Source organism: Cellulosimicrobium funkei (assembly GCF_001019615.1).
In the GTDB taxonomy this organism is placed as follows: Bacteria; Actinomycetota; Actinomycetes; order Actinomycetales; family Cellulomonadaceae; genus Cellulosimicrobium; species Cellulosimicrobium cellulans_E.
On the sequence record NZ_JNBQ01000038.1, the window covers coordinates 23,565 to 37,254 of the forward strand.

The following is a 13,690-nucleotide window of genomic DNA, read 5'->3' on the forward strand; positions in this document are numbered from 1 at the left end:
CGACGGCTACGATCACGACCATGTCCAGCGCTCCCGGCACCGCAGCCCCTGGCGGTGGCGGTCGTCCGCGCGACCGCCAGATCGACCGCGCGGTGCTCGACGCGGCGTCCGAGCTCCTGGACTCCGGGGGCTTTGCGCAGCTGACGCTCGAGAAGGTGGCACGTCGTGCCGGGACCACGAGGCCGGCGATCTACCGCCGCTGGGCGGGCCGCGCGCCGCTGGCCCTCGCCGCGGTCGCGGCCCGGCTGAGCGTCCCTGAGGCGCCGGACACCGGGTGCACGCTGTGCGACCTCGGCGAGAGCCTCGGGGTGTTCCTGGGCGCGTACCGTGCGACCCGGCCGGACGTGCTCGCCGCGCTGTACGCGGAGTGCGCGCCCGACCCGGCGCTGCGCAAGCGCTACCTCGCGGTGGTGGTCGAGCCGTCGCGGCGGGCGGTGGCCGCGACCCTCGCCCACGCCGCGTCGCGCGGCGACCTGCGCGAGGACGTCGACCAGGACCAGGTGGTGGACCTGTTCGCGTCGCTCGTCCAGTACCGCGCGCTGTTCGGCGACACGCACCTGAGCGACGAGGAGGCCGAGAACGTGATCGAGCTCGTCCTGCGCGGCCTCGCCGTCGACTACGACGCACTCCTCGCGCGCAGCGCGGCGCTCGAGCTCGAGCACCGGGGCGGGCCGGGCGCGCCGCACGTCCACCTCCCGGACTGACGACCCCTGCGGAGGGGAAGAGTCTCGGGACGCATCGGGGCTCGCAGCACGTCCGGTTGTCGTACCGTGCTCGTCGTGACGAACTCACCCGAACCCCCCGTCCCCGCGACCGGCCACGACCTCGCGACCACGCTCCGCGACGCCGTCGCCCGACTGTTCCCCGCGCTGCGCGCGGATCTCGAGTCCCTCGTGCGCGTGCCCAGCGTCTCGAACGCCGCGTTCGACCAGGCGCACGTCGCCGCGAGCGCGGACGCCGTGGCCGCGCTCCTGTGCGACGCCGGCCTGCCCGAGGTGCAGGTGCTGCGCGCCCGGACCGCCGACGGCACGGAGGGCGCGCCCGCCGTCGTCGCGCGCCGCCCCGCGCCCGACGGCGCCCCGACCGTCCTGCTGTACGCGCACCACGACGTGCAGCCCCCGGGCGACGCCGCCACGTGGGAGACCGACCCGTTCGAGCCGACCGAGCGCGACGGGCGCCTGTACGGCCGCGGCGCGGCCGACGACAAGGCGGGCGTCGTGGCGCACCTGGGCGCGCTGCGTGCTCTGGCTGCGAGCACGGGGCTCGGCGACCTCCCCGTCGGGGTGACGGTCTTCGTCGAGGGCGAGGAGGAGATCGGCTCGCCGACGTTCCTCCCGTTCCTCACGCAGTACCGCGACCTGCTCGCGGCCGACGTCATCGTCGTCGCGGACTCGTCCAACTGGAAGATCGGCGTCCCGGCGCTCACGACGTCGCTGCGCGGCCTCGTCGACTGCGAGGTCGAGGTCGCGGTGCTCGACCACGCGGTGCACTCGGGCATGTTCGGCGGCCCCGTGCTCGACGCGGTGACGCTCCTCGCGCGGCTGATCACGACCCTGCACGACGACGCGGGCAACGTCGCCGTGCCCGGGCTCGTCACGGCCGCCGAGCCGACGGTCGACTACGCCGAGGCCGACTTCCGGGCCGACTCGTCGCTCCTCGACGGCACCGTCCTCGCGGGGGAGGGCAGCATCGCCGGGCGGCTGTGGACCAAGCCGGCGATCGCCGTCATCGGTCTCGACGCGCCGAGCGTCGCGCACGCGTCCAACACCCTCACCCCGCGCGCGACCGCGAAGCTCTCGGTGCGGCTCGCGCCGGGGCAGGACCCGGCCGCCGCGATGGCGGCGCTGCGAACCCACCTGGAGTCGAGCGCGCCGCTCGGCGCGCGCGTGACCGTGCGCGACGGCGAGCAGGGCAAGCCGTTCCTCGCCCCTGGCGACTCCGAGGCGATGCGGGCCGCGCGGTGGGCGTTCGCGACGTCGTGGGGCACCGACCCGGTGGACATCGGCGTGGGTGGGTCGATCCCGTTCATCGCCGACCTGCTCGAGGTGTTCCCCGACGCGGCGATCCTCGTGACCGGCGTCGAGGACCCGGACTCGCGCGCGCACGGCGCGAACGAGTCGGTTCACCTCGGCGAGCTCGAGAAGGTCGTGCTCGCCGAGGCGCTCCTGCTCGCCCGGCTCGGCGGCGCGGTCGCCTGACCCCCGCCCGCGGTCCCGCGCGGCGGCGCTCGCCCGGTCAGCCGGGGAGCGCCGTCCGCAGGTCCGCCGCCTCGGCGAGGGTCTGCTCGACGGCGGCGCGCACGTCGGGGGCGAGGTCGCCCGCCAACGCGTCGAGGTCGTCGAGGTGCGTGCGGGCCGCGTCGGGGTCGCCCGCACGGACGGTCAGCTCGGCGAGGTAGGCGAGGGCGGGCACACGGTCGGCGGCGTCGGCGTCGTCCCCGGCTCGCCGCAGTGCACCCGCGAGGATCTTGCGGGCCTGGACGGGGTCGCCGTGCGAGTCCGCCTGCACGACGGCGTCGTCGAGCGCCCGGGCGAGGCGACCCTCGGGGCGCGCGGCGTACGCGTCGACGGCGGACGCCCCGGCCGCGTCCGTGGCCGGCGCCGCCGCGGCGGGGGAGCGGCGCATCACGCGCACCCAGTTGCCGGCGGGGTCCACGAGGCTGAAGCCCGTCGTGCCGCCCGCGTTCGCGCGGCGTCGGGGGCGCGTGATGCGGGGGAAGCCGGTGAGCGGCAGGCGCCCGTAGCGCGCGCGCAGGCCTGCGGCGAACGCCTCGAAGACGGGCTCCGTGTCTTCCACGACGACGATGCACGTGCTGTAGCTGTCTTGCGGCTCGATCCCGTCGAGCCCGAAGTAGTGGATGTCCACGCCACCGCGCCGCACCGCGAGGTACGGGTTGGGTCGTAGCTGGCGGTAGGTCACGTCGAAGCCGAGCGCGGTCCAGAAGTCGCGCAGCTCGTCGATGTCCCGGCAGGGCAGGGCCGGGACCATGGTCGCGTCGAACGGGTCGGTGGCGGGGTGGTCCGGGAGCGGATCGGGGTCGGGTGCTCGGTCGGCGGTCACCGAGCCATCGAAGCACCCGGCACCCGCGCGCGACCAGGGCGCCTGGCGGTCAGCCGCGGTGCGCGACGTCGACCGCCCGGGACCACCGGGCGACGTCGTCGGGGAGCTCGGGTGAGGTGACGTCGCCGCCCAGGAGCCCGACGACGTCGGGCGCGGCGATCCGGTCGCCGGACCCCCGCGCGAGGAACCGCCCCGCGACGAGGCCGCGCGCGCACAGGTCGCCACCGCGCGAGAACACCTGCTCCAGGTAGACGACGCGCTCGTCCCACCCGAGGACGCGCGTCGCGATCTCGAAGCGGTCCCAGAGCTGCAGCGAGCGGCGGTACTTCATGGTCGACGCCGCGACGACGGGATACCAGCCCTTCTCCTTGAGCAGCGGGAACCCGCCGAGGTCGGCGATGAAGTTGCTGCGCGCGACGTCCATCATCTGCAGGTACACGCCGTTGTTGACGTGCAGGTAGAAGTCGAGGTCGCCCGGGTGCACGCGCATCCGGGTGACGGACGGCTCGAGGACGCCGCGGCCCGGCACGGCCTTGCGCGGCATCGTGCTGGCGACGAGGAGCTGGATCTGGCGGGTCACCCGGGCAGGCTACTACCCCGCACCAGCGGTATCGGGTACTTGTCGCGATCGACGTCCGGGAAGGTCTGTCATCTCCGTGTGCGAGGATGCGCGCCGTGACGACGACGAGCCCCGCCCCTCGCCCCACCGCCACCGCCGACGCCGGGTCCACCCCGGCGCACCCCTGGCAGGTCCGTGCCTTCCGGGCGGTCGCGATCGCCGAGGCGTTCTCCTGGGCCGGGCTGCTCGTCGGCATGTACCTCAAGTGGGTCGCCGGCACGACCGAGCGCGGGGTGGAGATCTTCGGACCGATCCACGGCGCCCTCGTGCTCGTCTACGTGGCGCTCGCCGTGCTCGTCGCGGTGCGCGTCCGCTGGTCGCTCTGGACGACGTTCCTCGCGCTCGCCGCGACGGTCCCGCCGTTCTGCACCGTCGTCCTCGACGTCTGGGCGCACCGGACGGGTCGCTACACGGCCCCGGCGCGCAGGGCGGTCGTCGCCGGCGACTGACGCTCGCGCGCAGGGCCCGTCCGCCCGCGGCTCAGACCGGCGGGTCGGGGTCGTACTGGATGCCACGGCGCACGGCGCGCGCGACGTCGTCGCTCTCCAGGCGCGCGACGAGGTGCAGCGCCATGTCGATCCCCGCGGACACGCCTGCGGACGTGACGACGTCGCCGTCGTCGACGAACCGCGCCTCGGTGTCGACCACGATGCTCGGGTCGATCTCCGCGAGCTCGTCGTAGTGCTCCCAGTGCGTCGTCGCGGGCCGCCCCGAGAGCAGCCCCGCGGCCGCGAGCACGAGCGAGCCCGTGCACACGCTCGCGATGACCGGGGTCTGGGCGCGCATCGCGCGCAGCCACTCGAGGTGCACGCGGTCCGCGAGGAGGGAGCGGGTTCCCCACCCGCCGGGGTAGACCAGCAGGTGCAGGGGACCGACGTCGTCCGCCGAGCGGTCCGGGAGCAGGCGCAACCCCTTGGCGAGGCGCACGCCGCCGCCGTCCCACGAGAACGTGGACACGTGCGGCTTGAGCGCGGAGTGCTCGGCCCAGGCGGACAGCACCTCGAACGGCCCGGCGACGTCGAGCTCCTCCGCCTCGTCGAAGACGAAGATCCCGACGTTCATCCCGTTCCCGGTGCTCATGCCTACCTCCGCGTGCCCCGGCGTCTCGAGGCTCTCGTCGGCTCCTGCGTCCGAGCGCCCTAGATGCCCGGCAGGGCGAGCATCTGGTCGAGCGCGACGCGCGCCCAGTGCGCGTCGTCCGCGTCCACGACGATCCGGTTCACCACGCGCCCCGCGACGAGGGACTCCATGGCCCACACGAGGTGCGGCAGGTCGATCCGGTTCATCGTCGAGCAGAAGCACACCGTCGAGTCGAGGTAGTGCACCTGCTTGTCCGGGTGGGCGCGCGCGACGCGGCGCACCAGGTTGAGCTCCGTCCCGATCGCCCAGGACGAGCCCGGCTCGGCGGCGTCGAGCATCTTGATGATGTACTCCGTCGACCCGACGAAGTCTGCGGCCGTGACGACCTCGTGCTTGCACTCGGGGTGCACGAGCACGTTGACTTCCGGCACCGCGGCGCGCATGTCGCTCACGTTCTTCGCGGAGAACCGCCCGTGCACCGAGCAGTGCCCGCGCCACAGGATCATGCGCGCGTCGCGCAGCTCGGCGTCCGTGAGGCCGCCGTTCGGCTTGCGCGGGTCGAACACGACGCAGTCGTCGAGCGACATCGCGAGCTTGAGCACCGCCGTGTTGCGGCCGAGGTGCTGGTCCGGCAGGAACAGCACCTTGCCCGTGCCGTCCAGGCCACCCACCTGGTCGAACGCCCAGCGCAGCGCGACCTCCGCGTTCGACGACGTGCACACCGTGCCGCCGTGGCGACCCGTGAACGCCTTGATCGCGGCCGACGAGTTCATGTACGTCACGGGGATCGTCGAGTCGGCGATGCCGACCTCCTCGAGCACGTCCCACGCGTCTTCGACCTGGTCGATCGCCGCCATGTCCGCCATCGAGCAGCCGGCCGCGAGGTCCGGCAGCACGACCTGCTGCGCGTCGGACGTGAGGATGTCGGCGCTCTCGGCCATGAAGTGCACGCCGCAGAACAGGATGAACTCCGCCTCGGGCCGCGCCGCGGCCTCGCGCGCGAGCTTGAAGGAGTCGCCCGTCACGTCGGCGAAGTCGATGACCTCGTCGCGCTGGTAGTGGTGGCCCAGGACGAACGCGCGCTCGCCCAGCGCGGCGCGCGCCACCCGGGCGCGCTCCACGAGGTCCGGGTCGCTCGGCGCGGGCAGGTCGCCCACGCACTCGACCCCGCGCTCGGACGCGAGGTCACGGCCCTGTCCCAGCAGGAGCAGGGCGGAAGGACTGGGCTCGGCGAACCCGCCCTGGCGCGAGGTGTTCGGTCCGCTCACGGACGACAGCAAGGTGCTACCAGTGCTCACGGGACCATCGTCGCACAGCGCCGCCACGGTCGAGCGGGCGTCCCGCGGGGACCGGACGGGCCGTCGCCCTGGCACAATCCGGGCATGCGCGTGCTGCTCACCGGGTCCGCCGTCCCGCCCGCGCCCGACGGCGCGTGGCCGGCCGGGGAGGCCTCGTCGCCACCCGCCCCCGCCGGGCCGACGCTCGACGACGTCGCGGGCTGGTGGTCGCCGCACGCCACGGTCGAGACCGTGGCGCTCGCGGCGTCCGGGCCGGCGTTCCTCGACGCGGTCGCGCCCGTCGCGCCGGAGGTCCTCGCCGGGGTGGTCCCGGGGCCGGGCGGGGGCGACGTCCCGGTCGCGGTCCGCCGTCGGACGCCGGGAGGCGACGGCACCGGCGCGCGCCGGACCGTCTACGTCGACGCCTCCCAGGTGCCCGCGGCCGGCGCGGTCGAGGTGCTCGAGCTCGGCGCGGAGCCCGTGGCCGTGCCCGTCCGGTCCTCGACCGCCGTCGGGCACCTCCTGGCGCTCGCGGCCGAGGCCGCGAGCGGACCGTACGGGGCGCCCGGGCGGGTCGTCCTCGCCACCGGTGGGAGCACGAGCCACGACGGCGGGCTCGGCACGCTCCTGGCGCTCGCCGGGGCGCCGGAGCGCGCCGGAGGCCTCCCGCCCGCCGTCCCGGCCGACGTCCTGCGCGACGCGCGAGCCGCGCTGGGCGGCACCGACCTCGTGGCGGCCGTCGCGGCCGACGTCCCGTTGCTGGGGTTGCACGGGGCGAGCGCGACGCTCGACGCCCGCGGTGTGGATCCTGCGGTGGCCCAGCACCTCGAGCGCGCGCTCGGCACCGTCGCGCACGACGTGGCCTCCGCCGTCGACCGCGTCACGGCGGACGACCGCGACCCCAGGATTGCGCTCGCCGGACGGGACCTCCTCGCCGCGTCGACGGCGGGCCGGCGCCTGGCGGGACTGCCGGGGGCCGGGAGCGGGGGCGGGCTCGCCCACGCCGTCGCGGCGCTGGGCGGGCGGCTCGTGCCCGCGCTGCGCGTCGTCGCCGACGACCTGGGCCTCGACGCTCGCCTCGCGGGTTCGGACGTCGTCGTCGTGCTCGCGGACGAGCTCGGGGCGCACGAGCTGGGGGACGGGACGGTGCACGAGGTCGCCTCCCGTGCCGCCCAGCACGCGCTCCCCGTCGTCGTGGTGGCCCGCGCGGTCGTCGCCGGTCGCCGCGAGCAGGCCGCGGCAGGGCTCAGCGGCGTGTACGCGTGGGGCGACGGCGACCCGCGCGCCCTCACGGAGCGCGTCGCGCGCACGTGGTCGCGCGGCTGACGGCAGCGGCTCCTCAGCCGAGGTCGACGGACCCGTCCGCGCGGACCGACCAGGCCGGGTTGTGCGCGACCTCCCACACCAGGCCGTTGGGGTCGGTGACGCGGGCGTGGAAGACGCCGCCGAACTCGCCCTCCTGCGGCTCCTTGCGGACGGTCCCGCCCGCGGCGACCATCGCCTGCACGAGCTCGACGACCGCGGCCCGGGAACCGACGTTGTGCGACAGCGTGAGGCCCGTCGTGGCCGGCGTGGCGTCCGGCGTGCCGGCGTCGCGCGCGAACGCCGACTCCTCGAAGAAGCCGAGGAGCTGGCCCGCCGCGGAGCGGTAGAAGACGATCTCGCCGGGCACGTCGAGCTGCGCGGTCCAGCCGAGCGCGCCGTAGAAGCTCCGCGCGGCGTCCAGGTCACGCGTCGCGACCGTGACGAAGTGCAACGACTGGTCCATGCGTCTCCCGTCGGCGGGCCGCGCCACCGGTGCGGCGCGGGCTCCGTTCGACCGTACGCCGCCGGGTGGTCGTAGACTCGGGAACACGACCGGCACGAGTGGTGTTGAGGACCTGATGGGATCTCTCTCGAGAGATCCGTAGAAGCCGGCCACCACCGGGGCAGCACTGCCCCCGACAGCGCGGAGACGAGATGAGCGAGACCACCGACATTGCCACGCACGGCGTCAACCTGACCGACGGGGCCGCGGACAAGGTCCGCACCCTCCTCGAGCAGGAGGGTCGCGACGACCTGCGCCTGCGTGTCGCGGTGCAGCCGGGCGGCTGCTCCGGCCTGATCTACCAGCTCTACTTCGACGAGCGCGTGCTCGACGGCGACGCGCTGCGCGACTACGACGGCGTCGAGGTCGTGGTCGACAAGATGAGCGTCCCCTACCTCGAGGGCGCGACGATCGACTTCGCCGACACGATCGAGAAGCAGGGCTTCACGATCGACAACCCCAACGCGGGCAGCGCCTGCGCCTGCGGCGGCTCCTTCAGCTGACCCGCCGGCGTGCCGCGCGCACGTCGATCTCGACCGTACGAGCCCGGTCACCCGCCCCGCGGGTGGCCGGGCTCGCGTCGTCCGGTGCGGACCGCCGTCAGGTGCCGAGCTCGACGGTGATGGCCCAGGCGTCGGCGGCGTCGCCCGTCTCGGTGGCCCGGGGGAGCAGCTCCTCGTCGACCACCGCGTGGCCGCGCATCCGTGCCCAGGCGGGGACGTCGAGGCGCGCCGCGGGATCGGTCGACCACACCGTGAGGCGCGTTCCCGGCCGCCGGTCGCGTGCCGCTGCGGCGAGCCGGATCACCGGGAGCGGGCAGCGCAGCCCGCGCGCGTCCACCACCTCGGGGGCCTCCTCGCTCACAGGCCCTGCACCCCCAGCGTGGCGCGTACGCGCGCGACGGCCCCGGGCAGCGCGGCGAGCAGGCGGTCGACGTCCGCCTCGGTCGTCGACCGGTCGAGCGCGACGCGCACGTTGCCGTGCGTGAGGACACCCATCGCGGCCAGCACGTGCGACGGCTCGAGCGTGCTCGACGTGCAGGCCGAGCCCGAGCCGACGGCGATCCCCTCGCGGTCGAGGTCCGTGAGCAGCGCCTCGCCGTCCACGTAGAGGAACGAGAACGTCGCCACGTGCGGCAGGCGGTCGACCGGGTCGCCCACCACCTCGACGTCGGGGATCTCGGCGACGCGCGCGCGGACGCGGTCGACGAGCGCGCGCCGCCGTGCGTCCTCGGCCTCGCGGTCCGTGAGCACCGCCTGGAGAGCGACGGCCGCCGCGAACGCCGCGGGCACGGACACCCCGCCGGGCGCCCAGGGGTCGGGGTCCTCCGGGTACGGGCTGCGCCGTCGTACGCGCGACCGGACCGCCAGGACCCCGACGCCGGGACCTCCGCCCCAGTCGGCAGGGTCGGCCGCCAGCGCGTCCCACGCCGGCGGGACCGTGTCGTGGCCGAGGCTCGCCCCCGCGTCGACGAGGAGGGGGACGCCGACGGCGCGCGCGGCCTCGTGCACCGCCGCGACGGGCTGGCGCGTGCCCACCTCGCCGTTGGCGAGCTGGAGCGCGGCGAGCGCGACGCCCGGTCGTGCGACGGCGTCGGACATCGCGTCGGCGTCGACCCGACCGGCGCGGTCCACCCCGACGACCTCGCGCTCGAGCCCGCCGTGCTCGGCGGCGTGCAGGACCGCGGCGCGCTCGACCGCCCCGACGACGACCCGCCGGCCGACGCGCGACCGTCCGCCGGCGAGCGCCGCGACGGCGGTGTGCAGCGACGCCGTGTGGTTCGCGGTGAAGACCACCTCTTCCGTCCGCGCGCCGAGCGCGGCCGCGACGGCCTCGCGCGCGCCGTCGAGCAGCGCGGCGGCACGTCGGCCCTCCGCGTGCAGGCGGCGGGGGTCGGCCCAGCCGTCGTCGAGCGCACGGTCGAAGGCCTCGCGCGCGAGCGGGTGCCAGGGCGCACGCCCGCCGTTGTCGAGGCGGACCCGGCGATCGGGGGTGGTGTGTGTCACATGGCCTCCAGGGCGCTGGCGGTCGCGCCGCAGGGCACGGCGCGGACCGGGGGAGCCGGCCGGTCGCTCCCGGGTGGGCGCGTCGCGGCCTCCCGTGCGGCGTCGGATCGTTGCGCTCGCGCGGACCGCGACGGGGTGTCGGCACCCGTCCGGAGGCTCCACCGGCACGGTACCGCTCCGCCGGGCGGAGCGTCGGTGTGGCAAGGATCTGACAGACCTGGCGTGGGTGTGGTGAACCCGTCCTGACCGGCCAGGACGTGTGCCGCATCTCGCCCGTCCGCAGCGCGTTCCGGGCCACGAAGGGCGGAATCCCGCGCTAGGCTTCGTGTGTCGAGGACGAAGGTCCTGTGCTGGGCTCGTAAAGGCGGGTCCGGGCAGGACGTGACGTGAAAGGCCCCCCTTGCACTCGCAACCCCCTAGCCGCACACGGCGCACCATCCTGCGGGCGACGGCCCTCGCCGTCGCCGTCGCTGCGGTGGCGTCCGGCTGCGCCAGCGACACGGTCCAGCGCGGGTTCCTGCCCGGTTACGAGGACGGGGAGGTGACCAACCAGACCGCCCGGATCACCTCGCTGTGGACCGGCTCGTGGATCGCCGCCCTCATCGTCGGCATCATCACGTGGGGCCTCATGCTGTGGTGCGTCGCCGCCTACCGCAAGCGCAAGGACGACCACCGGCTCCCGGTCCAGACGCGGTACCACCTGCCGCTCGAGATCATGTACACGGCCGTGCCGATCATCATGGTCCTCGTCCTGTTCTTCTACACGGACCGCGACATGAGCGCGATCGTGGACAAGGACGTGGAGGCCGACATGACCGTCCAGGTCATCGGCAAGCAGTGGAGCTGGGACTTCAACTACGTGGACGAGGACGTCTACGAGTCCGGCCAGCACCTCGCCGACGTCGGCGGCACCATGACGGAGGACGCGGAGATCGACGGGGCCCCGGGCACGTCGGAGGCGCTCCCGACGCTGTACCTGCCCGCGGGCGAGAGCATCCGCTTCGTCCTGGACTCGCGCGACGTCATCCACTCCTTCTGGATCCCCGCGTTCCTCTACAAGCTGGACATGATCCCGCACCGCACCAACGAGTTCGTGGTCACCCCGCAGCGCGAGGGGGTCTACGCCGGCAAGTGCGCCGAGCTCTGCGGCGAGCACCACTCCGGGATGCTCTTCAACGTCGAGATCGTGGACCGCGCCGAGTTCGACGCGCAGATGGAGGAGCTCCGCGAGAAGGGGCAGGAGGGCCAGATCCCGGTGGAGGGATTCAGCCGCCTCCAGGACCCGAACCCCGTCCCTGCTAGCACGGAGGGTGAGCACTGATGGTCGCGCAGGCCGAAGTCATCCCCGGTCTCGCCCCTCGGCGGCAGACCCTCGGTCGGACCGTGATCAAGTGGGTCACGTCCACCGACCACAAGACGATCGGGTACATGTACCTGATTACGTCGTTCATCTTCTTCTGCATCGGCGGCCTCATGGCCCTCGTGATCCGCGCGGAGCTCTTCGAGCCCGGGATCCAGCTCGTGCAGAGCAAGGAGCAGTACAACCAGCTCTTCACGATGCACGGCACGATCATGCTGCTGCTGTTCGCGACCCCGCTGTTCGCCGGGTTCGCCAACGTCATCATGCCGCTGCAGATCGGTGCGCCGGACGTCGCGTTCCCGCGACTGAACATGTTCGCGTACTGGCTCTACCTCTTCGGCGGGCTCATCGCCTCGGCCGGCTTCTTCACGCCGCAGGGCGCGGCCTCGTTCGGGTGGTTCGCGTACGCGCCGCTGTCGAACACGACGTTCAGTCCGGGTCTCGGGGGAGACCTGTGGGTGTTCGGCCTCGCGCTCGCCGGCTTCGGCACGATCCTCGGTGCCGTCAACTTCATCACGACGATCATCACCATGCGCGCGCCCGGCATGACGATGTTCCGCATGCCGATCTTCACGTGGAACACGCTCATCACGAGCCTCCTCGTGCTCATGGCGTTCCCGCCCCTGGCCGCCGCGCTCTTCGCGCTCGGCGCCGACCGGCGCTTCGGTGCCCAGATCTTCAACCCCGAGAACGGGGGAGCGATCCTCTGGCAGCACCTGTTCTGGTTCTTCGGGCACCCTGAGGTCTACATCATCGCGCTGCCGTTCTTCGGCATCGTGTCCGAGATCTTCCCGGTCTTCGCCCGCAAGCCGATCTTCGGCTACAAGGGCCTCGTCTACGCGACGATCGCCATCGCGGCGCTCTCCGTCACCGTGTGGGCCCACCACATGTACGTGACCGGCGCGGTCCTGCTGCCGTTCTTCGCCTTCATGACGATGCTCATCGCGGTCCCGACCGGCGTGAAGTTCTTCAACTGGATCGGCACGCTCTGGCGAGGCAAGCTCACGTTCGAGACGCCGATGCTGTGGTCGATCGGCTTCCTCGTGACCTTCCTCTTCGGTGGTCTGACGGGCGTCATCCTGTCGAGCCCGGCGCTGGACTTCCACCTGTCCGACTCCTACTTCGTGGTGGCGCACTTCCACTACGTCGTGTTCGGCACCGTGGTGTTCGCGATGTTCGCGGGCTTCTACTTCTGGTGGCCCAAGTTCACCGGCCGGATGCTCAACGAGCGCCTCGGCAAGCTCCACTTCTGGCTGCTGTTCATCGGCTTCCACACCACGTTCCTCATCCAGCACTGGCTGGGTGTCGAGGGCATGCCGCGCCGCTACGCGGACTACGCGCCGTCCGACGGCTTCACGTGGGAGAACCAGGTCTCGACGGTCGGGGCGTTCATCCTCGCCGCGTCGACCCTGCCCTTCCTCTGGAACGTCTACACGACCTGGCGCAACGCGCCCAAGGTCGAGGTCGACGACCCGTGGGGCTACGGCCGCTCGCTCGAGTGGGCGACGTCCAGCCCGCCGCCGCGACACAACTTCACGTCGCTGCCGCGCATCCGGTCCGAGTCGCCCGCGTTCGACCTGCACCACCCCGAGGTCGCGGCGATGGACCACGCCGAGCCGAACCCGAACGTCCTCGAGAAGGTCTACGGCGAGGCTGACCGCCGCGGCGAGAAGAGCGTCGCGCTCGACCGCCTGAGCGGCGCAGAGACCGCGAGCGACTCGACGACGACCACGATCGTCGACGACCCCCGCACGGGCACGACGGATGAGGAGGCCGGGAAGTGAAGGTCGAGTACAAGCTGTTCCTCTACGGGACGCCGTTCTTCATCGCCGCAGGGCTCGTCTACGGCTTCTGGAGCCACTGGGAGCCCGTCGGGTCGGTCGCCATCCTCCTGACCGGTGCGCTGGTCGCGATGATCGGTGCCTACCTCATGCTCACGGCGAAGCGCATCGACGCCCGGCCCGAGGACGACCCCGAGGGTCTCATCGAGCAGGGCGCCGGCGACCAGGGCGTCTACGCCCCGTGGAGCTGGTGGCCGCTCGCCATCGCCGGCTCGGCCGCGATCGTGTTCCTCGGCCTCGCCGTCGGCTGGTGGCTCGTCTACGTCGGGATCGCGCTCGCCGCGGTCGCCCTCGTGGGCTGGGTCTTCGAGTTCTCTCGGGGCCAGCACGCCCACTGATCGCCCCGACGTCCTCGCGACGTAGGAACGGCCCGATCCCCGTCTGGGGACCGGGCCGTTCGTCGTTCCGTCGGCCTGCCCGGACGACGTCGCGCGCCACCTCTTCGTCACGGCGGACTGAGCCCGACCCCGCGCCGTCAGGGCGCCGAACACGACATGAGGGTCGTTATCCATCGGATAACGACCCTCATGTCGTGTTCGCCGGCGGGCGGTGTCGTGTTCGCCCGCCGGGTGTCGTCTGGCGGGGCGTCAGGCGGGGACGATGAGCCCGGCGGTCTGGGTCTTGGCGCGCTGGAGGCGTG

15 protein-coding genes are annotated in these 13,690 nt (G+C 73.5%); 8 read left to right on the forward strand and 7 right to left on the reverse strand.

The genetic code is table 11. From position 1 onward, the window contains the following. Positions 1–20 precede the first annotated feature (20 nt). A complete protein-coding gene (locus tag FB00_RS17880; protein WP_047234271.1) occupies positions 21–704 on the forward strand; it encodes a TetR/AcrR family transcriptional regulator in 684 nt (227 codons plus the stop codon). Between the two features lie 75 nt (positions 705–779). After that, positions 780–2,198: a dipeptidase gene (locus tag FB00_RS17885; protein ID WP_047234283.1), complete on the forward strand. Its 1,419-nt coding sequence runs from the start codon at positions 780–782 to the stop codon at positions 2,196–2,198. A gap of 37 nt (positions 2,199–2,235) precedes the next feature. On the opposite strand, the gene FB00_RS17890 is transcribed toward FB00_RS17885, so the two are convergent. Then, on the reverse strand, positions 2,236–3,060 hold the full coding sequence (locus FB00_RS17890; protein WP_197088852.1) for a hypothetical protein: 825 nt from the start codon (positions 3,058–3,060) through the stop codon (positions 2,236–2,238). A 49-nt stretch (positions 3,061–3,109) separates the two neighbouring features. Further along, a complete protein-coding gene (locus FB00_RS17895) occupies positions 3,110–3,640 on the reverse strand; it encodes an acyl-CoA thioesterase (RefSeq protein ID WP_047234272.1) in 531 nt (176 codons plus the stop codon). A gap of 95 nt (positions 3,641–3,735) precedes the next feature. On the opposite strand from FB00_RS17895, the gene FB00_RS17900 reads away from it, so the two are divergent. Continuing rightward, a complete protein-coding gene (locus FB00_RS17900) occupies positions 3,736–4,128 on the forward strand; it encodes a DUF3817 domain-containing protein (protein WP_231581924.1) in 393 nt (130 codons plus the stop codon). A 31-nt stretch (positions 4,129–4,159) separates the two neighbouring features. Here FB00_RS17900 and FB00_RS17905 read toward each other — a convergent pair whose 3' ends face one another. Together FB00_RS17905 and nadA are read right to left on the reverse strand one after the other, a co-directional pair. After that, complete coding sequence (locus FB00_RS17905) at positions 4,160–4,759, reverse strand: DJ-1/PfpI family protein (RefSeq protein ID WP_047234273.1); 600 nt, start codon at positions 4,757–4,759, stop codon at positions 4,160–4,162. A 59-nt stretch (positions 4,760–4,818) separates the two neighbouring features. Next, a complete protein-coding gene (gene nadA / locus FB00_RS17910; protein WP_047234286.1) occupies positions 4,819–6,027 on the reverse strand; it encodes a quinolinate synthase NadA in 1,209 nt (402 codons plus the stop codon). A 114-nt stretch (positions 6,028–6,141) separates the two neighbouring features. Between nadA and FB00_RS21315 the strand changes: the two genes are divergently transcribed. Continuing rightward, positions 6,142–7,362 (forward strand): glycerate kinase, encoded by a 1,221-nt coding sequence (locus FB00_RS21315; RefSeq protein WP_052877766.1) that lies wholly within the window; start codon positions 6,142–6,144, stop codon positions 7,360–7,362. Between the two features lie 13 nt (positions 7,363–7,375). Here FB00_RS21315 and FB00_RS17920 read toward each other — a convergent pair whose 3' ends face one another. Beyond that, positions 7,376–7,804: a VOC family protein gene (locus FB00_RS17920; protein WP_047234274.1), complete on the reverse strand. Its 429-nt coding sequence runs from the start codon at positions 7,802–7,804 to the stop codon at positions 7,376–7,378. A 191-nt stretch (positions 7,805–7,995) separates the two neighbouring features. Here FB00_RS17920 and erpA point away from each other — a divergent pair, with 191 nt between their 5' ends. Beyond that, a complete protein-coding gene (erpA, locus tag FB00_RS17925; RefSeq protein WP_047234275.1) occupies positions 7,996–8,346 on the forward strand; it encodes an iron-sulfur cluster insertion protein ErpA in 351 nt (116 codons plus the stop codon). Between the two features lie 97 nt (positions 8,347–8,443). On the opposite strand, the gene FB00_RS17930 is transcribed toward erpA, so the two are convergent. Then, positions 8,444–8,707 carry a sulfurtransferase TusA family protein gene (locus FB00_RS17930; RefSeq protein WP_047234276.1) on the reverse strand — a complete coding sequence of 88 codons (264 nt, stop codon included), beginning with the start codon at positions 8,705–8,707 and terminating at the stop codon, positions 8,444–8,446. Beyond that, positions 8,704–9,849 carry a cysteine desulfurase family protein gene (locus FB00_RS17935; RefSeq protein ID WP_047234277.1) on the reverse strand — a complete coding sequence of 382 codons (1,146 nt, stop codon included), beginning with the start codon at positions 9,847–9,849 and terminating at the stop codon, positions 8,704–8,706. The genes FB00_RS17930 and FB00_RS17935 overlap by 4 nt, the downstream gene beginning before the upstream one ends. 400 nt (positions 9,850–10,249) lie before the next feature. Between FB00_RS17935 and coxB the strand changes: the two genes are divergently transcribed. The 3 genes from coxB to FB00_RS17950 are packed head-to-tail and all read left to right on the forward strand — an operon-like array spanning position 10,250 to position 13,388. After that, positions 10,250–11,170 (forward strand): cytochrome c oxidase subunit II, encoded by a 921-nt coding sequence (gene coxB / locus FB00_RS17940; protein WP_047234278.1) that lies wholly within the window; start codon positions 10,250–10,252, stop codon positions 11,168–11,170. Then, positions 11,170–12,993 (forward strand): cytochrome c oxidase subunit I, encoded by a 1,824-nt coding sequence (gene ctaD, locus FB00_RS17945; RefSeq protein ID WP_047234279.1) that lies wholly within the window; start codon positions 11,170–11,172, stop codon positions 12,991–12,993. Before coxB ends, ctaD begins: the two co-directional genes overlap by 1 nt. Beyond that, complete coding sequence (locus tag FB00_RS17950; protein ID WP_047234280.1) at positions 12,990–13,388, forward strand: cytochrome c oxidase subunit 4; 399 nt, start codon at positions 12,990–12,992, stop codon at positions 13,386–13,388. Before ctaD ends, FB00_RS17950 begins: the two co-directional genes overlap by 4 nt. Positions 13,389–13,690: the final 302 nt, after the last annotated feature.